Below are 20,963 nucleotides of genomic sequence, written 5' to 3' on the forward strand. Positions count from 1 at the left end.
TGTCGAATTAGTATAGTAGAATAAAATAAAAGGGGCTAAACTATTATGCTAAAAGGACAATTGGAAATAAAAATAAATACATACCATAGCTTATATTCGTTAATTATTCCGAAAGATAACATTTTAAAGCAAATTAATGACCTTGTTGACTTTTCATTTGTTTATGACGAATTGATTATTAACTATAGTTCATCTATGGGTAGAGGTGCTATTAACCCTATAATGCTATTTAAATATTTGCTTTTGAAAGTAATATATGAATTGTCTGATGAAGATGTTGTTGAAAGAACTCTTTATGATATGTCATTTAAATATTTTCTGAATTTAGCCCCAGAAGAAACAAATTTAATAAACTCAAGTACATTAACTAAATTTAGAAAGCTTCGCCTTAAAGACATGAATTTATTAGATTTATTAATAAACAAGACTGTAGAACTTGCTATAAAAGAGGGAGTTTTAAAAAGCAAAGCAATAATAGTTGATGCTACGCATACCAAGTCACGTTATAACCAAAAATCAGCAGGAGAAGAATTATTGAAACGTGCAAAAAATTTAAGAAAAACATTGTACGGAGTACATCCTGAGATAAAAGAAGATTTGCCGAATAAAGTTACAAATGGAGTACTTGAAGATATTCTTGAGTACTGCAAATTATTAATTGATAGCATAAACAAGAATCCAGAAATTGTAGCAAATCCAACTGTGAAAACTAAATTAAACTACTTAACCGAAGCTTTTAATGATGACATAGAAAACCTAAAACTATCAAAAGATGAGGATGCAAAAGTGGGGCATAAGACTGAGGATAGTTCTTTTTTTGGATATAAATCACACCTTGCTATGAGTGAAGAACGTTTAATTACAGCAGCTGTTATTACAACTGGCGAAAAAAGTGATGGAAAGGAGCTCATAGCCTTAATAGAAAAAAGCCGTGAGGCTGGTATAGATGTTAATGAAGTAATTGGAGATACAGCTTATTCTGAAAAGAAAAATCTAGAATATGCAAAAGAAAATAAAATTGCATTAATTTCAAAACTAAATCCTGTAATTTCACAAGGAATGCGAAAAAAAGAAGATGAATTTGAGTTTAATAAAGATGCTGGTTTATTTGTATGTCCGGCAGGTCATATGGCTATTAAAAAAGCAAAACAGGGAAAGAAGAATGTTGGTAAAAATCAAGTGTTAACTTACTATTTTAATGTAGAAAAGTGTAAAAATTGTGTTCATAAAGATGGGTGTTATAAAGAAGGCGCTAAATCTAAAACTTATTCAGTTTCAATAAAGTCAAATACCCACAAAGATCAAATAGAGTTCGAAAAAAGTGAATATTTTAAAAAACGTGCTAGGGAGCGTTATATGATAGAGGCTAAAAATAGTGAACTTAAGCACCAACATGGCTATGATGTAGCAATATCGTCAGGCTTAATTAGCATGCAAATGCAAGGTGCATTATCAATCTTCACTGTGAATCTAAAGAGAATAATTAAGTTGAAAAGCATGAAATAGGGCTTTTAAAACTTAATTATAAAAGAAAAAGCATGAGATATCCAAAAATATGGATTCCTCATGCTTTTTCTATTCAAATTTGAAAACTCTACTGAAAAAAGAGTGCTTTTTTCAGTGGCCTCCTTTTATCTTGAGGTTTTTTTATAATTACTCTCACGACCAAAAGCAAATGATAAAATCAAACCAATTACAGCAATACCAAATGCAACCATTGTTGCACTTGAAAATCCTGTAGCTACTGCAACTTCACTTGTTACATGTCCTACTGCTAAAGTTTTAACTTGAACTGCTGACATTATTCCCATAAAAAGTGATGATCCTATTGCTGCTGAAACTTGTTGAAGTGTATTTACTATTGCTACCCCATGAGGATAGTATTCCTTTGGTAATTGTCTTAATGCATGTGTTTGAGATGGTGACATAGTAAGACCAACACCTATACCTATAAATGTATAAGTTATTATTATCTTTATTAATGATGTTTCACTATTAGAAAAAGATAAAACGAATATAAATATAGCTATTATTCCTACTCCAACTGGCACTAACCATTTAACTCCATATTTATCATAAATTTTCCCACCTATTGCTGCTGCAATTCCATTGCAGAGTACAGCTGGTAATAACGAAATAGCTGCCACAAATGTTGTCGCTTTAAGTGACCCCTGCATAAACATTGGCAACATTACATTCATAGTAAATATAGTCATCATTGCTACCATTACTAATAATGAACCTATCACAAATTTAGAATATTTAAATGGTAATAAGTTTAGCATAGGTTGCTTCAAACTAATTTGACGTTTTACGAAAAAAATCATACAAATTATTCCTATTGCAAAGCTTAGTAAAGTAACTTTAATATCACTTCCATTAATACCACTTATTCCATATATTATAGTTGCAAGTCCTATAGTTGATAAAACAATAGATAAGTAATCTATTTTAGGTTTTGTAATTTCCCCTACATTAGCTAATGCTAACTTTCCTGCAATCATAACTAATACTATAATCGGAATTAAAATTATAAATAATACATGCCAACTAAAATATTGTAATATAATTCCTGAAACTGTTGGTCCAAATGCAGGTCCAAGTGTAACTGCACATACACATATTGCCATTGATGAACCTATCTTTTCCTTTGGTGACACTAATAATACTGTATTCATCATAATCGGTATCATCATACCCGTTCCTGAAGCTTGTATCATTCTTGAAATCAATAATACAACAAAAGATCCCGAACATGCTGCAGAGATTGTTCCTACCAATAATAATCCTAATGCACTAAAAAATAAGTTTCTAGTTTTAAATGTTTGAATAAGAAATGCTGTAATCGGCACCATAACTGATGTTACTATCATATATGCTGTGATTAACCATTGAACAGTTGCAACTGTAACATTCATCTCTTTCATAATGCCTGACAATGCCACATTTAATATAGTTTCATTAAACGTGGCTATAAATGCACTAAGCACTAAAACGGCTATAATTCTTGTTGCGTTTATTTTTTTTGTAGTTTTCAATTCATTGCCCCTCATTTTTACTTTTATTTATAAGGTTTTTTATTTTTGTGGCTTAGTTGCTGTAATAAAATTCTTATACTTTTCTAAACGCTGTTTATATTCATCTGATTTCTTTAAACTCATAGTTGTAGCAACAGTTTTTTTGATATCATCTGCATGAATTAATTTTCCAGACAAAGTATCATGCGCATGTTCTAATTTTTCTTTTGGAAATTCAAATCTTACTTTACCTTCTACGATTTTAACATCACCTTCAATACCACATAAACAGCAAACTGCATGCGTGGATTCTCTATCTAAAAAGAAGTTTCTACTATGACAGTGTGGGCAAACCCCTTCTTCTCCCTTATAAGAAGCATTTTCAATATCTTTTGCAGCTTTTGCAATATTCACTCCTATCTCATGAACTCTTGCAACTTTATCATCATCTACAATTATGCCAGTAGACCATGGAAAAACTTCATTATTTATAACTTTCCACATAGGAGTTAATGCTTGGATTCCTGAATCACATTGAAATGCTGTAACCCAATCTGAACCGCCAATGCCTATATAAGAAACTACTTTATCTTTTAAGATTCTTGGATCTGGAACTTTACCACCTGTTGCCTCTGCAATTTTAGTAGCTACAACATTATTACCTCTATCCATTCTTGGTCCGAAACGATCTCTAATTGTAAGGAACATACTTGGAGCACCTTTACAAAAAATCGGATTTGCAAAAATTATTCCATCTGCATCCAGCATCTTATCTAATAACCAGTCAAAATCATCTTTTAATACACACCTATTTCCTTTTCCTGTCATAAGTGAATTAACACATGCCGTACACCCAGTGCAATATTTTATATCTAAATCTAATAGATGAATAAATTCTACTTCTGCTCCTGTTTCCTTTGCTGCTATTAAAGCTTCTTTACACATAGCATCATTATTACTGTCTTTTCTTCCACCTGAAATACCTAAAATTTTCATATTCATATCCTCCAATTATTTATCATTAGTATAAAGTTTGTTATACTATTTACTTTCATTATTATTGTAACAGTTAGCAAGTATATGAAAAATCTATTCTTATATTTTATTAACTGTAATTTTCTATTCATTTTGACTTATAAAATATTTTTTTTATTATTACGAATAAATTTTTGCAGTTAAAATATTAAAATTTTGCAGTTAAGATTTTTGTTTTTGTTTTTTATATGTTATAATTCTTTGTTGCTAGTGTAATAATTTTATACACCTTGGAATTTTGGCATTATTTTTTTATGGAGGTATCTTATGAATATAGATCAAGAACTTGTAAATTTTAAATCTTCATCTTCTATGCATATTTCTGTACTTGTAATTGAAAATTCAGAAAGGTATTGGCATCAGAGTATAGAGATAATATATATATTATCTGGCAGTGTCCAAGTTCAATGCCGTAATATGTTGTACAATTTACATAAAGATGATCTTATTCTTATAAATATGTTTGATGTACACTCCTTATCTGGTGACCAATGTGAAGTATTATCATTAAAAATTGATATTTCTGCACTTGATCCTGAAACTTCTCATTTTTCTCAAAATCGTTTTGACTGCAATTCATGTTTAGAAGCGGATAAAACTAAATTTATTCCCCTAAAGCGACTTCTTGCTTTAATTGTAAAATCTAATGTTAATCCTGAAGACAACATTGAACTTTTAAATAAATCCTACGTTTATGAACTGCTGTACATATTAACTACTAATTTTAAGGTGGAAGGTACTACTAATTCTACTGACATAAATAAAAATTCAGAGAGAATAAAAAATATATTAAATTACATAAGCGATAATTATAGAGAAAAAGTATCATTAAATAATCTATCAGAAACATTCTATCTGTCCATGCCATATATTTCAAAAATTTTCAAAGAATTCATTGGTCTTAGTTTTAGCGATTATTTAACAAACGTCCGGCTTTCTCATGCAGTAAAAGATTTAGCCAATTCTAATTTTAAAATCGAATATGTCGCTGAAAAAAATGGTTTTTCAAATACACGTTCCTTTGTTTCTGCCTTTAGAAATAAATATGAATGTCTTCCAAGTAAATATCGTAAAGAAATGGATATATATGATTCTAATGATCGCAGGAGTATGGCTGAAAGTATAAATTATTTTGCATTGCGTCATAGCACTTCCTTTGATCACCTGGTCAATTATCTTAAAGAAGATGTTATTATTACAGAAGAAAACAAACCTCATACTAAAATTTATGAAATAAATCCAATTGATGTTTCAATAAAAGGGGTGACCCTTAGGCATACTTTTAAAACTCTTACTTGTATTGGAAAAGCAAAGCATATATTGATTTCTGAAAATCAACATATGCTTCGCGAGGTGCAGCAGGATATTAGATTTGAATATATTCGTTTTCATGGGTTACTTGATGATGAAATGATGTTTTATTCTGAAAATGAAAATGGTAACCCAGAGCTATGTTTTACTTATATTGATTTAGTAATAGATTTTCTTTTCTCAATTAATTTAAAGCCTTTTATGGAACTTTCTTTTATGCCAAAAGAACTTGCAATCGATCCCGCTCGTACAATGTTTTTTATTAGTTCAATTATTAGTCTGCCAAAAAGTATGGAAAAGTGGACTTATATTATCAAGCAGCTAGTTAAACATTTTATTTCTCGCTACGGCATTAAAGAAGTGGAATCTTGGCCATTTTTCGTTTGGAATGAACCCGATCTTATAAAAATGTATGGATTTGAAAATAGAAATGAATTTTTTAGTTTTTATAAAGAAACATATAAGACTATAAAGAAGATTAGTCCCTCTATTAATTTCGGAAGTTCTCCAGTTTTCGCTGATACACTAGCAGGTTCAAATAACTGGTTAGATACATTTATGAATTTTTGCAAATTAAATGATTGTTTGCCTGATTTTATAAATATTCATTTTTATCCAATAAATTTATCTGGGCAAGATGCTACCACTATTTCAAGAAAAGCTCATGGTGAAATACGAAGATATCTTGTGTATATGGAATCTGAAAATGCCTTAAGCGAAAATATTCAATGTATAAAAAAAAGATTCAATGAAAACAATTGGAAAGCTGACAAATTATATTTAAGCGGTTGGAATTCTTCAATCTCCAATAATGAGCTATTAAATGATACTGTATATAAAGCAGCTTATATTGCTAAAAATATATTAGAAAATTATGATACACTTGAAAGTTTCGGTTATTGGCAAATATCAGATTTCAGTGAAGAAGTAAAGATGAAAAATCAATTATTTCATGGCGGACAGGGTATTTTCACCTATAATGGAATAAAAAAATCCCACTATTATGTTTTTCAAATGCTTAGTAAGCTTAGTGATAGATTGCTTGAAAAAGGAGATGGATTCTTTATAACCACTGATGGAGCTTCAATTCAAATAATCTTATATAATTATCAACATTATTCAAAACTGTATGCAGCAGGTGAAGTATTTGATATGACTTTCAACAATAGATATACACCATTTCCTAAAAACCATACATTAAAATTAATTCTTCCACTTACAAACCTTTGTGAAAGTAGTTATCAGTTAACAGAAACTATTGTAAATAGGGAATATGGAAGCTCTTTTGACAAATGGCTTGACTTAGGTGGTGTGCCTCTAGAAAACAAAAGCGATGTTGAGTATTTAAAATCTGTATCTCTTCCAAGAATTCAGAAAAAAATACTTTCTACAGAAAATAATGCCTTAACAATAACTGCTGAATTAGAACCTCATGAAGTACGCTTGATAGAAATAAACCCTCTTTATTAAAAGAGGGCATTATCTAAGTTTGCCCCAGAAAACTGACTATTATAAAGATCTGCATAGAATCCATTTTTAGCAATAAGCTCATTATGGTTACCCATTTCGATAATACTTCCTTTATCCATAACTAAAATTAACTCTGCATCTTTAATTGTAGATAATCTATGTGCAATTACAAAACTTGTTCTATTTTCCATAAGTTCTGTCATAGCCCTTTGTATATAAACTTCTGTTCTTGAATCGACACTGCTTGTGGCTTCGTCAAGTATCATAATAGTTGGATTTGCAAGTATTGCCCTAGCTATAGTGAGAAGTTGTTTTTGACCCTGTGATATATTTGAAGCTTCTTCATTTAACATTGTATTATATCCATCAGGAAGAGTCTTAATAAAGTGATGTGCATGAGCTGCTCTTGCTGCCTGCATAGCTTCCTCATCTGTTGCACCAACTCTGCCATAAGCGATATTTTCCATTATAGTACCATTAAAGAGCCAAGTCTCTTGAAGTACCATGCCAAACATATTACGCAGATTTCCACGTTTTATATCTCTTATATCAACTCCATCTATTGAAATTTTACCAGCATCAATTTCATAAAACCTCATAAGCAAGTTAACAAGCGTAGTCTTACCAGCACCTGTTGGTCCAACAATTGCAATTGTATGTCCCCTCTTTACATCAATATTCATATCTTTTATAAGTGATTTTTCTGAATTGTAACTAAAATCAACATGTTCGAACTTAACTTCTCCCTTCGGAATCTTAATTACTTTAGTCGCAGAAGTTTCTACAAGTTCCTCAACCTCATCTAATAATTCAAAAATACGCTCAGCTGAAGCTACTGTCGATTGGATAATATTAGCAATATTTGCAGTTTGAACTATTGGTTGTGTAAACTGATTAGAGTATTGGATAAAGGCTTGAATATTACCAATAGTAACTTTACCCTGTGTTGCTAAAAGTCCACCAACAACACAAACTACTACATAACCTATATTACCAACGAATTTCATAATAGGCATTATTATCCCAGATATGAACTGAGCTTTATAGCCTGCGTCATATAACCTATCATTTATATTTTCAAATTCTTCAATTGAATCTTTCTCATGTCCAAAAGATTTAACAATTTTATGACCAGTGTACATCTCTTCAACATGACCATTAAGTTCTCCAATTTCTTTTTGCTGAGCAGCAAAATATTTCTGAGACCTTTTTGCGACTAATGCTGTCACACCAATATATAATGGCAATGTTAAAATTACAACAAGTGTCATTATCGGGCTTATTGTGAGCATCATAACGATAATACCAATTATCGTAACAATAGACGTAATAAGTTGTGTAAGACTTTGTTGAAGCGTTGTTGATATATTATCAACATCGTTTGTTACACGACTTAATATCTCGCCGTGAGTTCTTGCATCAAAGAATTTAAGAGGTAACCTTGATAACTTATCTTCAACCTCAAGACGCATATTGTAAACAGTTTTCTGCGCAACTCCGGACATAATATATTGTTGAAGGAAGCCGAAAACTGTACTTATTAAATACAATACAATTAATATAAGAATAATATTTTTTATATATGTGAAATCTATATTAACACCATTTACGTTTGCTATACCCTCAACCAATTTGTCTATCGCTTTTGCTGAAATCTTAGGTCCTACTATTGTAAAAATAGTACTGATGATCGCAAATATAAATACTAGAATAAAATTAGTTCTTTGTGGCTTTAAATAACCTAAAAGTCTTTTAAGCGTTCCTTTAAAGTCTTTGGCTTTAGGGCCATTTAATGATCCTATTGGACCGTCTGAGTCTCCTATTCCGCCTGCTGATTTATTTTCTTTATTGTTAGCACTCATGATAATTCCTCCTCTGAAAGCTGTGACGATACAATCTCATGATATATCTTACAACTAGTTAAAAGTTCCTTGTGAGTTCCTATGCCGCAAATTTCACCCTCGTCTATTACTATAATTCTATCTGCATCCATAACCGTTGCAACTCTTTGAGCAATTATTATTACTGTAGATTTTGCCGTTTCTTCTTTAAGTGCCCCGCGAAGTTTTGCATCAGTTTTAAAGTCAAGCGCTGAAAAACTATCATCAAAAATATATATTTCTGGTTTTCTAACTAAAGCACGAGCTATAGATAGACGCTGTTTTTGACCACCGGAGACATTTGTACCTCCTTGAGCAATCGGATGTTCATATCCTTCTTCCATTTCGCAAATGAAATCCGTTGCTTGTGCAACTTTTGCTGCATGCTCTATTTCTTCAATAGAAGCCTCATTATTACCATATTTAATATTTTCAGCAATTGTACCAGAAAATAGTACAGTATTTTGAGGCACAAATCCTATTTTGGCCCTTAGGCTTTCTTGACTCATTTCACGTACATCCACTCCATTGATAAGTATTACACCACTAGTTACATCATAAAATCGTGGTATTAGATTTATAAGAGTTGATTTACCAGAACCTGTACCGCCAATAATTGCAGTCGTTTCGCCAGGACTTGCATTAAATGTTATGTGGTTAATAGCTGGCTTTTCTGCACCAGGATAACTAAATGTTACATCCTTAAACTCAACATACCCGCTTTTTGTGTCAGCTAGTTTTGTAATCAATGGATCCTTGATTTCAGATTCCATTTCTAGCACTTCGTTTATTCTTACCGCAGAGGCTTGAGCCCTTGGTAACATAATGAACACCATAGCAAGCATCAAGAACCCCATTAAAATTTGCATTCCATATTGTATAAATGCTATTAATGAACCAATTTCCATGCTTCCACTGTTTATTCTTTTAGCGCCAAACCAAATTATAGCAAGCGTTGTAACGTTCATTACTAACATTATTATAGGTATTAAAAATGCCATGATTTTATTAACTTTTACAGCATTGTCCATAAGATCAGTATTAGCTAGATCAAATCTAACCTTTTCAGTATCTATACGATTAAATGCACGTACAACCCTAATACCCGTAAGCCCTTCACGTAATACAAGATTTAATTTATCTATTTTCACTTGCATAACTTTAAATAATGGAATAGCAAATTTAAGAGTTATTGCAATAATTATTCCAAGTAGTGGAATTACAACTGTAAAAATTAAGCTTAGTGAAGTATCCACTCTTAAAGCCATAATAATGCCACCTATAGCCGTTAAAGGAGCCGGAAGCAGGATAGAAAAAATCATTATGGATGCTGTTTGAACCTGAGTAACGTCATTTGTAGTTCTTGTTATAAGGGTAGCGGTACCAACCTTATCAAACTCATGTAGCGAAAATCCTTCAACTTTAGCAAACAATTTACTACGAATAATTCTACCTTGCCCTACAGCAATCTTTGATGATAAAAATGTAACTGCCATTGAGCATATAACAGCCCCTGCCGAGAATATTAACATAAGTCCGCCTATTCTAAGAATATAATCTATCCCTTTATACTTACCACCAAATCCTAAAAACGAAACAGTTTGCATTACATCCTTATGCGATATACCTTTGTCAACTACATCAGCCATTAGCGTAGGTAAATATAGATTTGCAAGTACTTGAACAAAAGTTAATATAACTACTACTATTATCCATAGCTTATACTGTTTTAAAAACCTAAATAATTTAATCATAAGTATCATCCCCATTCATTTTAATCTTTTTTTACCTGAAAATTCCTTAGCCCTAATAAATATAGCCACATTATGGATATTGTCTCCAAAATGTGACCAAAGCTTATATGTATTTCAACTTTGACAATAATATCTTCACTTTAATTTAAGTATTTCATCAACTGCTTTTTTATATCCTCCTGCTTCTCTAAGCGATCTTCCAAGCTTTTCACTGTTTATTCTAAATGTATTATCTGAAAGAATTTTAACTACTGATTGCTTTAATATCTCAGGGGTAATTTTATCTTTTTCAATAACAATACCTGCACCAAGCTGCGCTACTCTATTTGCTACGGCAGGCTGATCAACTGATTGAGGAATAAGAACCAATGGAACATCATAATACAGAGCTTCATTAGTACTGTTCATACCACCATGGGTAATAAATACATCTGTATGTTTTAAAACTTCAAGTTGAGATACATAATTGCGAACAATAAAATTAGATGGAATAGCACTAAATATATTAATATCTGTGTCTTTACCTATAGACATAATAACTGTTGCATCCATATTACCTAAAGCTTTAAAACAATTTTCATAAAACTCAATAGAAGCATTAAATAAAGTACCTAAAGATATGTAAATAACCTTCTTCTTATCATTAGTTTCTAAAGAAAAATCTAATTCATCCTTTCTATCTGATATTGATGGACCAATAAATTTGTAACTTTCATCAAAGCTTTCACCACAAATTTGAAAATACTTAGAAGTATATACAATATTAATCATGCCTGTTCCAGTAACTGCAGTAGTTATACTAGGAATCTTTATATCATATTTTTCTTTTAAATTTTTAGCTAAATTTATGTACACGGGGCTATTTACAAGTTGCTGTATTATAGGTTCATATTGCTTAAATACCTCTGAAAAAACATTTGCTTTTTCGTTAGTTGCAAAAGTAGTAATAGAACAAATTGTAGGTATTTTTAATATTCTTCCCACTTCGCTGCCTATAATAAAAACTGAATCGTAAAAAATATAATCAAATTTTTCTTTTGAATTAAATATATAGTCAGTTATTTCTTCCATCATTTCTTTTAACTCTTCTAGCGGAGACTTACTATTTTTCGAATCTGACCTTGAATGTCCATTAATAGAACTTGATAAACTCGTATGGCTTTTAAATCTAGCTCCTGTCTTTTCTATTTTTTCTCTAAACTCTTCACCAGCAGTATACGTAACCTGTTCCCCTCTATTCATTAATTCTTTAACTAGACCTATCGTAGGGTTGAAGTGTCCATTACCTAACAAATTTATAAATAATATTTTAGCCATTTTATTTTAACCATCCTTTTTATTTTATTAGTATATTAAATGTGTAATTCTTATTTTTCATTGTCACAAGCTACTTCTTCATATATCCCCTTAAAGCTATCATTATTTTTTAAGGTTTGAAGATACTTCATAAATGGAACCTTTAGCTCATCTCTTTTTAATGCAAACTCCACTGTTGCTTCAAGAAATCCCAATTTATCACCTACATCATATCTGCGTCCTTCAAATACATATGCATACATATCTTGCCTTGAAATCAATGTTTTTAGAGCATCAGTTAGCTGAATTTCTCCGCCCTTGCCAGGCAACGTATTATCTAATATATCAAAAATTTCTGGAGTTATTATATACCTACCAAGTATAGCTAAATTAGAGGGTGCTACATTAACTTCAGGTTTTTCAACAAGATTATTTACTTTGTATACTCGATCACTGACTTGAACTCCATCAACTATGCCATATTTATCAACATTTTCTTTCGCTACTTCTTGAACTCCAACGATTGTTACATTCTTTTCCTCAAAACAATTCATTAACTGCTTTAAACATGGGATTTTAGCATCAACTATATCATCACCAAGCATTACAGCAAAGGGTTCATTACCTACAAAAGCTCTTGCTTTATTTATAGCATGTCCAAGTCCTTTTGGTTCCTTTTGTCTTATAAATTGTATATTCACCATGTTTGATATGTCTCTAACCTGTTTAAGAATCTCATCCTTATGTTTATGTTCTAATTCTAGCTCAAGTTCTACTGATTTATCAAAGTGATCTTCAATAGATTTTTTATTTCTTCCTGTAATAATTAATATTTCTTCTATGCCAGAAGCAACCGCTTCCTCTATAATATATTGCATTGTAGGCTTATCAACTATAGGTAACATTTCTTTAGGGATTGCCTTTGTCGCAGGTAGAAACCTTGTTCCAAGTCCTGCTGCCGGTATAATAAGTTTTTTAATTTTCATATAATATATCTCCTTTTTCTGTAAGTTGTTTTTAATCGTATTAATCATAGTTAAATCATCTCCTGGGTCGCTGCAACAGCTTAGAAGAAGAAGAAGAAGATTTACCCCTTTGTAGTTCTCTGGAGTAGATAACAATTCTAAAATTCTCCTTAACAACCCTCTTCTTAATATTTGTCTGCTTACTTGATGATTTTATTATATTATGCTGGTGTTAAAGATTTTTTAAACTAATGTTAAAAAAATGTTAAATTGAAAATAAAATAGTAGCTCTTTTGCTTCCATTAGAAAAAGAAAGGTTATCTTGATAATGTGTAAATATTACGATAAAATTGATACATAATAAAATATAAATTTTATTATGTATCATGTATTAGATATATTGCAAATTATATGGTTTGATTATTTTTGTATACGGAGGATTCATATGAAAGAACTTTTTACAATAGGAGAAATGGCAAAACTGTTTAAGATTAATATACGCTCGCTTAGATATTATGATGAGATAGGACTTTTGAAACCAGAATATACAAATAAAATTACCGAATATCGATATTATTCCACAAAACAGTTTGAGAGACTTAATACAATTAAATATCTCCGTGCATTAGATATGTCAATTGCTAAAATTTTAAATTTTTTTAAATACCGTGATATTGATAAACTTGTTAATATGTTGCAGCAGCAGCAAGATGAAATTGTTGCTAAAAGAAGGAAACTGGAACTAATTGAACGAAAATTACACGATCGTTTAATACAGATAAAAGATGCAGTGGATACAACTTATGAGCGAATAGAAGAAAAATATCTTCCAGAAAGGAAAATAGCATTTCTTCGAAAAGAAATTTCTGCGCAAGATGATTTGGAATATCCAATTAAGGAATTGGAATTAGGTAACCATTTGGAAACTGTAATGTTTCTTGGAAAAATTGGAGTATCTGTTTCTAAGGAAAATTTGGAACAGAAAATATTTGGAGGTTTTTCAAGTATTTTTGTTCTTTTGGATAATGAAGATGGTGATAAAGGAAAAGCTAGAATTATTCCTGCCTCGGATTATCTGACCATTCGTTTTCAAGGTACCCATAAGGAAGCAAATCGATATTACTTAAATTTGCTTGAATATATGCAAAGTAAGGAATATTCGTTGATAGGGGATTCTATTGAAATTACTCTGATTGATTACGGAATGACAAATGATACATCAAAGTTTGTGACTGAACTACAAATTCCATATAAAAAAACTTGACTCTCTAGTTACTAGAGGGTCTATTCTTTCAGTAGAATAATATTTATGGGGGGAATAAGAGAATGTTAGGAATTATCATAAATACAGGAACTATTTTAACAGGAAGTCTGATTGGAACGGTGGTAAAGAAAGGAATTAAAGAGGAATATCAAGGAGCTTTGTTTACGGCTATGGGGCTTGCAGCTACTGGGCTTGGGATTAATTCTGTGGTACAGAATATGCCTAAAAGCCACTTCCCTGTACTTTTTATTATCAGTCTTGCAATTGGAAGCTTGCTCGGAACTATCTTAAATTTGGATGGGAAATTTCAGAAGTTGACAAGTAAGTTTTCCTCAAATAACTTAGGGCAAGGGCTATCTACGGCTATACTATTATTCTGCATTGGAACTTTATCTATATTAGGACCGATAGAAAGTGCTATCAACGGTAATAATACTTATCTTTTTACCAATGCAACCTTAGATTTTGTTACATCAATGGTACTGGCATCCACTTATGGATTTGGAATATCAATAGCAGCCGGTGTTTTATTTATATGGCAAAGTAGTATTTACATTGCTGCAGGACTTTTATCACGGTTCTTAACACAGGATTTGTTAACTGAAATTTCTATTGTAGGTGGTTTCTTAATTTTAAGTTCCGGAATTTCTATTTTAAACATTAAGGATTGCAAGACATTAAATATGCTTCCTTCCCTTCTTGTTCCGATTATCTTCTTTCTCGTGAAAATAGCAATAGGATTATGAGCATGTAGATTAATGAATATCTAAATAAAACCTGAAAGAGAAAAAATTTATCTTTTAGCATTGAAATTAACATTTACTTACAATGAAAATAACTAATGTTAATAATAAAAAACAATTGACAAATTTTCTAGTTGTAACTATAATGAGTACAACCAGAATCCAAAATTTTCTCGCGAAAGATTTACTATCAGATACTAATATTTTAGGAGGTATAAAACATGAAAAATAAAATATATTATGTTATGGATACAATGTGTGGATGGTGTTATGGTTTTAGTGATGTTATTACTAAAATCCATGAAAAACATAAGGATAAATATGACTTTGAAATAATACCTGGAGGCATGTGGGTAGGTGATGAAGTTAAAAAAGTGGATGCTTTTTTAGGTGAATATATAAAAACTAATAACGTTAGAGTAGAGGCCTTAACTAGTGTTCACTTCGGTGAAGCCTTTAATAAAAATGTATTAGGGGGCGGTAATAGAGTTCTAGATAGCTTGCCAGGTGCAAAGGCAATGGTTCTCTTTCAAAAATCAAATAGAGATATGGCCTTTGATTTTCTAAAAAAAATCCAAGAAGCATTTTTTGTAAGCGGTCAAGATATGAATGAAATTACTGTCTATACTAAAATTGCCGAAAGTTTTGGTATTTCTAAAGAAGACTTTGAAAAAAAATTTCTTTCACAGGAACTGAGTGAAGAAACTTTTGAGTGCTTTAAAAAAGGCCAAAAATTGGGGGTACAGAGTTTTCCAACAGTTATTCTTGAAAAAGGAAACAAAAGAACAATCATTGCTCAAGGCTATAGCAGTTTTGAAGAACTTGATAAAATTCTATTAAGGGAATAAATTATTGAAGGAACAAATTTTTCTAATAATATTCAAAATCAGGATTTAAATAAAAAGGAGTTTTGGATATGAAAATAAGTAGTCGATTCACTGTAGCAGTCCACATACTATCTCTTCTATCCATTTATCCAACTCCATTGCCAACTTCAGATATGATCGCAGACAGTGTAAATACTAACGCAGTAGTAATCAGAAGAATACTTGGGATGCTTAAAAATGCAGGTCTTGTTGATATGAAACGTGGAACAGGCGGTTCATATCTTACTAAGCATATTGAAGAGATAAATTTATTAGAAGTATACAAGGCAGTAGATGTAGTGGAGCCTGGTGGTTTATTTCAAATTCATCAAACTCCAAATCCAAACTGTCCCATAGGTGCAAACATTCAATCCGTAATTGAAGTAACTTTGTTTAATGCACAAGAATCGATGGAACATGTTCTAAAAAATGTTACCATTCTTGATGTTGTTTCCGATTTCAATGAGAAAATTAATAAATAGCTTACTTGATGATTTTATTATATAATGCATGTTTTAAAATGCATTAAATTGATTCAATAATTATAATTATTGAATCATATTAGATAATCTAGTTATTTTTTACGTATACAAAACAATTTTTAAATTTATATATGTAAAATTATCGTAAAAGTAGTTCCCTCATTTGGTCTGCTATCTACTTTAATCTCTCCATCAACAATATCCAAGACTTTCTTCACCATAGCGAGTCCCAGCCCATTTCCTTCTTTAAAATGAGATACATCTCCCTGATAAAACTTGTCAAAAATATGTCTTATTATCTCCTCATGCATGCCGCATCCACTATCCCCAATTGTTACAACGGCTGTGTCTTCTTCTTTTCTCAATTTCAGATTTATAATACCACCCTCATCAGTAAATTTAATTGCATTTCCTATCAAATTATTCCAGACAATTTCTAATAGGCTTTCATCACTAGCTATAGTCACCTCATCAAGTTCCACTTCCAGTGTAATATTTTTTTCTTCCCATTTTTCCTCATAGTCAAGCGCACAACAACGTAATTGTTCGTCCAGACTATATTCCACAGCTACCGGAAATATAACCTGATTCTCCAATTTATTAAGTCTTAGGATACCCGTTACAAGGGATGACAATTTTTGTGTTGCATTTACGATGGTCTTCGTATACTCTCGCCTCTCTTCTAATGAAAGATCCTCATCTTGTAATGCCATAGAATAGCTTTGAATAACAGAAAGTGGCGACTTAATCTCATGCGATACATTAGAGATAAAGTCATTTTTCATCATTTCAATACTTGACAGTTCCACTGCCATCTTATTAAAATCATCAATCAAAACCTCTATATCATCTTTTTTACCATCTGTACGAAATGGCGCAATTCTTACCGAGAAATCGCCATCAGCAATTTTATTCGCAGCTTTACAAACTTTTTTAATCGGTTTGCCTATAATATGCTTTCTTATTACTCCTAGTGCGATGCAAATGACTAAACATAAAAAGATTAAATTCCCCATCAATAAACCGTTAATAATAAAAAAAGACGAATCATTATCACTTTTTAAACTGTAATTCAAACTGTCGTAAGTATTGATTACTATAAAAAGCATAATGAATATTAACGAATATTCTTTTAATGAAAAAAGACTTGCACTAATTCGCTTATCTTTTGTTTTTTCATCCTTTCTCATTTTAGCACCGCCTTATATCCCAGCCCATGTACCGTTATTATTTCAAAGTCTTTGCAATCGGAAAATTTATTTCTTATTTTTGTAATATATACATCCACAGTTCGGCAACCGCTCTCACTGGATAATCCCCAAAATTCATCCATCAACTGACTTCTAGTAAATGTACGTTTCGGATAGGAAAGCAATTTGTACAATATATTAAATTCTTTAACTGTTATCGGAATTTCTTCACCATCCAAGGTTGCTGTCATCTCGTCAATGTTCATCTCCAATCTTCCAATCGTAATCTTCCTTGCATTAGCAATGTTCGCACGCCTCAGCAGAGCTCCAACATGGAGAATTAATTCATCCATATCTATGGGTTTCACCATATAATCATCAATACCAATACGGAATCCCTTCTGCTTTGATGAAATATCATCACGGGAAGTAATAAATAGGATTGGCATTGTCTTATCCTGTTCCCTCATAACCTTTGCAAATTCAAAACCATCCATCTCTGGCATCATAATATCTGAAATAATCAAATCACACATGGTAGAGGCCATTTTATCAAATCCTTCTATCGGATTCTTGCATCCATAAGCGTTGTACCCATTACGGTTAAGATAAGCGCATATAATATAATTCAATTTTGTATCATCTTCAACAACAAGAATATTAAACATAGCCTGCGTTTCTCCCTTCATTTTATAAGACTTCATTAATAATTATATTATACAATATTAATGTTAAAAAGTTGTTAATTTTTTAACTGCAACTCTCATGTTATCACAAAGTTTTTTTTATGAATTCCTATGAAAATTGGTTAACTTATTGTCAATTATGGTTAATTAATCAATTTAACATTTTTTTAACATTACTTTAAAAGCATTTTAACACCGGTATAAGATAATAAGGTCATCAAGTAAACAATTAAATATTAAGAATATGCTGGTTTAAACATATAAACCATAGAAATACCTTAATGAGGGGAGATTAAAATAAGAAATAAGTGAATCATTGTTTTTTTAAAACTTTATAACAACTCAAAAGATAAGGAGTGTAAATATGGAAGAAAGAATTATAGATACAAATATTATTGAAGGTGAAGACCGAAAACTTAAGTTTCGTGAGAAGTTAGCTTGTGGTATAGGTGGATTGTCTGGAACTTTTCATTATGAAATGATACAAATATTTTTGCTCTTTTTTTATACTGACATAATGAAAATTAGTGTGGCTTATGTTGGAGGATTATTTCTAGTTGTTCGTGTTCTCTCTGCTGTATCAGCGCCAGTTTTTGCAGTTTTTGTGGATAGAGTAACTACACCATGGGGTAAATACAAGCCATGGTTTATAATACTAGGTGTACCTTTTGGTATTTTTGGTTTCTTAACCTATACAAATATGGGTTTAAGTCCTACAGGAAAGTTAATATATGTAACTATCACTTACACTATTTATAGTCTTGCAGACGCATTTGTAAGCGGACCAAAAGCTGCAATAATACCTGCTATTACAAAAAGAGTTGATGAGAGAGTATCAATCGGTCAGATTTCCATGATGGGTGTTATGCTAGGAGCTATATTAGCTACCATAGGGATACAACCTTTATATAAACTGTTAGGTGGTGGTAATGATTCTAAAGGATTCTCTTTACTTATGGCAGGCGTTGGTATTATTACTGTATTAATATCACTATTTGAGGGATTTACCTTAAAGGAAAGATATATAGCAAAAGTAAAAAAAGATGAAAATGCCCCTTCACTTAAACAGATGTTTATGGCTGTTATCACAAATAAAACTGCTGTAATTGTATATATATATATGTTTGCAACAAATTTATCTACTGGTGTTAAATCTGCTGTCATGCTATATTATTTTAAATATTTTTTCCACAATGAGAATTTGATGGTCACCATGGGAATTGCTGCTTTGGTTCCGTCTCTTATTGGTGTAGTATTAAGTTCAAAAGCAACTAAAATCTTTGGTATTAAAAATAATATAATAATAGGTGTTATTGTCAATGTGATAACATTTGCAGGAATTATGCTAATTCCAGCTACTTCAACAGGTTCTACATTTTTCTTAATTTTAATGGGCATCGCTGGTTTATTTAATGGAATATCTACTCCAGCTCTTGCTACGCTGATGCCAGCTGCAATGGATTATACTGAGTGGAAGAGTGGCCTTAATATAAATGCATTTATGGGTTCTATTCAAAAATTCTTACAAACTTTCTCTACTGCGTTATCAGGTGCATTAGTTGCAAGTGCACTAGTTTTTGTTGGATATGTACCAGGAGCAGAACAAAACAGTTCCACACTCTTTGGACTTAGGGTGTTAATGAGTATTGTACCTGCTATTATTGCTGTATTTACTGGAGCTATAATGTGGTTGGATCTTACAGGAGAAAAACAAGCTCAAATTACTAAAGAACTTGCACAACGCAGAAAAAATGTTTAAGGTAACAATTCATTTGAAGTTATTCCTCCTTTAAATAGAAAAACATTCAAAGAACTTATTTGCTGGTAAAAATATTGACACTGCACATCAAAATATGGTTATGACTTATTTAAGTCATGGTGTTTTTGCTCTATGGCGAAACTGGTTTCTATCCGGATGCCAGATGGATAAAGATGAAATGGTCCGTTTTTCTACTCAACTTGTTCGCCAAGATTTAGATAGTATTAACTAACACAACTAATTACTAAAGGGATTATATTGTTATTAAAATATTTATAAATATCTACTTAAGTATATTATAATAAAGTATTGACATGTGACGTCAAAGTATTATAATTCAATTTAAAGAGTGTTCAGGAGGGTTAATAATGGAATTGTTTTTTGAGGAGCTACAAACTCCATCTTTGAGAGAATTGTTTGTAAAACAGATGGAAGGCATGATTCTATCCGGCAAGATGGCTATAGGGACGAAACTGCCTACTGAGCGAGAGCTTTCAGAAAAGATGAAGGTCAGCCGCGCAATTGTAAACGGCGGGATAGCGGATATGGAGGCAAAGGGTTTTCTAGAAGTAATTCCGCGTACAGGAACATATGTTTCTAATTATAAAAATAAGGGCAAGGTGGAGGTGCTAAATTCCATCATGCAATACAACGGCGATGATTTTGACATAGAGATGCTGCAATCTTTTATGCAGTTTCGAAAGGATATGGAAAATACCAATACGATGAAGGCGGCGTTGAACCGAAGTGAAGAGGATTTGGAGGTCATCGAGTCGCACCTGATTAAGATGGAAAATACAGATGATATTGCGGAACTTGCGGAACTTGCTTTCAAGTTTCATCACAGCGTCAGTATTGCCTCCGGTAATATCATCTATCCCCTGATGTATAATTCGTTTTATCCCATTGTCTATGCACTGAATAAAAAATACTTCATATTGACGGGAAAAGATGGAAAACAGCAATGCTTAGCCATCATGCGGAAGATTTTTGAATCTATTCGCAATAAAAATGCACTTGAGGCAAGAGAAGCAATTATGGACGAAATCGACACTTCTGGAAAGGCACTTGGCTTTCGACTAACAGAATGAATGACTTTTATGATTAATTTGTGTTTGACAAATATGCGTTGCTGTGGAAATTACTGCAGTAGCGCTTTTTTATTGCGAAAAAACATGATGCTTGGATGTAACCAAAACATATCAAAAAAATATAATTATATCTGGTATACCATATGAATGTATG

Annotated in this window: 17 protein-coding genes; 9 read left to right on the forward strand and 8 right to left on the reverse strand. The window is 31.5% G+C overall.

The features are described from left to right. Window positions 1–45 precede the first annotated feature (45 nt). Window positions 46–1,506, forward strand: coding sequence for an IS1182 family transposase (locus tag LL038_RS16740; RefSeq protein WP_216128210.1), 1,461 nt, complete (start codon window positions 46–48; stop codon window positions 1,504–1,506). Window positions 1,507–1,631: 125 nt separating this feature from the next. On the opposite strand, the gene LL038_RS16745 is transcribed toward LL038_RS16740, so the two are convergent. Continuing rightward, a complete protein-coding gene (locus LL038_RS16745; protein WP_216124922.1) occupies window positions 1,632–3,053 on the reverse strand; it encodes a DHA2 family efflux MFS transporter permease subunit in 1,422 nt (473 codons plus the stop codon). 24 nt (window positions 3,054–3,077) lie between these two features. Beyond that, window positions 3,078–4,013, reverse strand: a complete 936-nt coding sequence (locus LL038_RS16750) for an NAD(P)H-dependent oxidoreductase (RefSeq protein ID WP_216124924.1) — start codon at window positions 4,011–4,013, stop codon at window positions 3,078–3,080. Window positions 4,014–4,319: 306 nt separating this feature from the next. Between LL038_RS16750 and LL038_RS16755 the strand changes: the two genes are divergently transcribed. Beyond that, window positions 4,320–6,833, forward strand: a complete 2,514-nt coding sequence (locus tag LL038_RS16755; RefSeq protein WP_216124926.1) for a GH39 family glycosyl hydrolase — start codon at window positions 4,320–4,322, stop codon at window positions 6,831–6,833. Here the strand turns inward: LL038_RS16755 and LL038_RS16760 are convergent. The 4 genes from LL038_RS16760 to galU all read right to left on the reverse strand — a co-directional run bounded on the left by LL038_RS16760 (window position 6,830) and on the right by galU (window position 12,749). Then, window positions 6,830–8,695, reverse strand: coding sequence for an ABC transporter ATP-binding protein (locus LL038_RS16760; RefSeq protein ID WP_216124927.1), 1,866 nt, complete (start codon window positions 8,693–8,695; stop codon window positions 6,830–6,832). The genes LL038_RS16755 and LL038_RS16760 overlap by 4 nt on opposite strands. Continuing rightward, window positions 8,692–10,467, reverse strand: a complete 1,776-nt coding sequence (locus LL038_RS16765) for an ABC transporter ATP-binding protein (protein ID WP_216124928.1) — start codon at window positions 10,465–10,467, stop codon at window positions 8,692–8,694. Before LL038_RS16765 ends, LL038_RS16760 begins: the two co-directional genes overlap by 4 nt. A gap of 135 nt (window positions 10,468–10,602) precedes the next feature. Then, on the reverse strand, window positions 10,603–11,784 hold the full coding sequence (locus tag LL038_RS16770) for a macrolide family glycosyltransferase (RefSeq protein WP_216124929.1): 1,182 nt from the start codon (window positions 11,782–11,784) through the stop codon (window positions 10,603–10,605). Window positions 11,785–11,834: 50 nt separating this feature from the next. Then, window positions 11,835–12,749 (reverse strand): UTP--glucose-1-phosphate uridylyltransferase GalU, encoded by a 915-nt coding sequence (gene galU, locus LL038_RS16775; RefSeq protein ID WP_216124930.1) that lies wholly within the window; start codon window positions 12,747–12,749, stop codon window positions 11,835–11,837. A gap of 424 nt (window positions 12,750–13,173) precedes the next feature. On the opposite strand from galU, the gene LL038_RS16780 reads away from it, so the two are divergent. From LL038_RS16780 to LL038_RS16795, 4 genes are all read left to right on the forward strand, one after another. Then, complete coding sequence (locus LL038_RS16780; protein ID WP_216124931.1) at window positions 13,174–13,992, forward strand: MerR family transcriptional regulator; 819 nt, start codon at window positions 13,174–13,176, stop codon at window positions 13,990–13,992. Window positions 13,993–14,054: 62 nt separating this feature from the next. After that, window positions 14,055–14,738 carry a DUF554 domain-containing protein gene (locus LL038_RS16785; protein ID WP_216124932.1) on the forward strand — a complete coding sequence of 228 codons (684 nt, stop codon included), beginning with the start codon at window positions 14,055–14,057 and terminating at the stop codon, window positions 14,736–14,738. Between the two features lie 218 nt (window positions 14,739–14,956). Next, window positions 14,957–15,583: a DsbA family protein gene (locus tag LL038_RS16790; RefSeq protein WP_216124934.1), complete on the forward strand. Its 627-nt coding sequence runs from the start codon at window positions 14,957–14,959 to the stop codon at window positions 15,581–15,583. Window positions 15,584–15,651: 68 nt separating this feature from the next. Then, a complete protein-coding gene (locus tag LL038_RS16795; RefSeq protein ID WP_216124936.1) occupies window positions 15,652–16,083 on the forward strand; it encodes an Rrf2 family transcriptional regulator in 432 nt (143 codons plus the stop codon). 125 nt (window positions 16,084–16,208) lie between these two features. Here LL038_RS16795 and LL038_RS16800 read toward each other — a convergent pair whose 3' ends face one another. Both LL038_RS16800 and LL038_RS16805 read right to left on the reverse strand, forming a co-directional pair. Beyond that, the gene (locus LL038_RS16800) at window positions 16,209–17,273 is read right to left on the reverse strand and encodes a HAMP domain-containing sensor histidine kinase (protein ID WP_216124937.1); all 1,065 of its coding nucleotides are present in this window, start codon (window positions 17,271–17,273) and stop codon (window positions 16,209–16,211) included. Next, window positions 17,270–17,941 (reverse strand): response regulator transcription factor, encoded by a 672-nt coding sequence (locus tag LL038_RS16805; protein ID WP_216124938.1) that lies wholly within the window; start codon window positions 17,939–17,941, stop codon window positions 17,270–17,272. The genes LL038_RS16800 and LL038_RS16805 overlap by 4 nt, the downstream gene beginning before the upstream one ends. Before the next feature lie 382 nt (window positions 17,942–18,323). On the opposite strand from LL038_RS16805, the gene LL038_RS16810 reads away from it, so the two are divergent. The 3 genes from LL038_RS16810 to LL038_RS16815 all read left to right on the forward strand — a co-directional run bounded on the left by LL038_RS16810 (window position 18,324) and on the right by LL038_RS16815 (window position 20,809). After that, on the forward strand, window positions 18,324–19,718 hold the full coding sequence (locus tag LL038_RS16810) for an MFS transporter (RefSeq protein ID WP_216124939.1): 1,395 nt from the start codon (window positions 18,324–18,326) through the stop codon (window positions 19,716–19,718). Window positions 19,719–19,752: 34 nt separating this feature from the next. Next, the gene (locus LL038_RS25735; RefSeq protein ID WP_375293019.1) at window positions 19,753–19,950 is read left to right on the forward strand and encodes a TetR-like C-terminal domain-containing protein; all 198 of its coding nucleotides are present in this window, start codon (window positions 19,753–19,755) and stop codon (window positions 19,948–19,950) included. 136 nt (window positions 19,951–20,086) lie between these two features. Next, entirely contained in the window at window positions 20,087–20,809 is a 723-nt protein-coding gene (locus tag LL038_RS16815) for a FadR/GntR family transcriptional regulator (RefSeq protein WP_216124940.1), read from the forward strand. The last annotated feature ends 154 nt before the right edge of the window (window positions 20,810–20,963 follow it).

The organism is Clostridium estertheticum, from assembly GCF_026650985.1.
Classification (GTDB): Bacteria; Bacillota; Clostridia; order Clostridiales; family Clostridiaceae; genus Clostridium_AD; species Clostridium_AD estertheticum_C.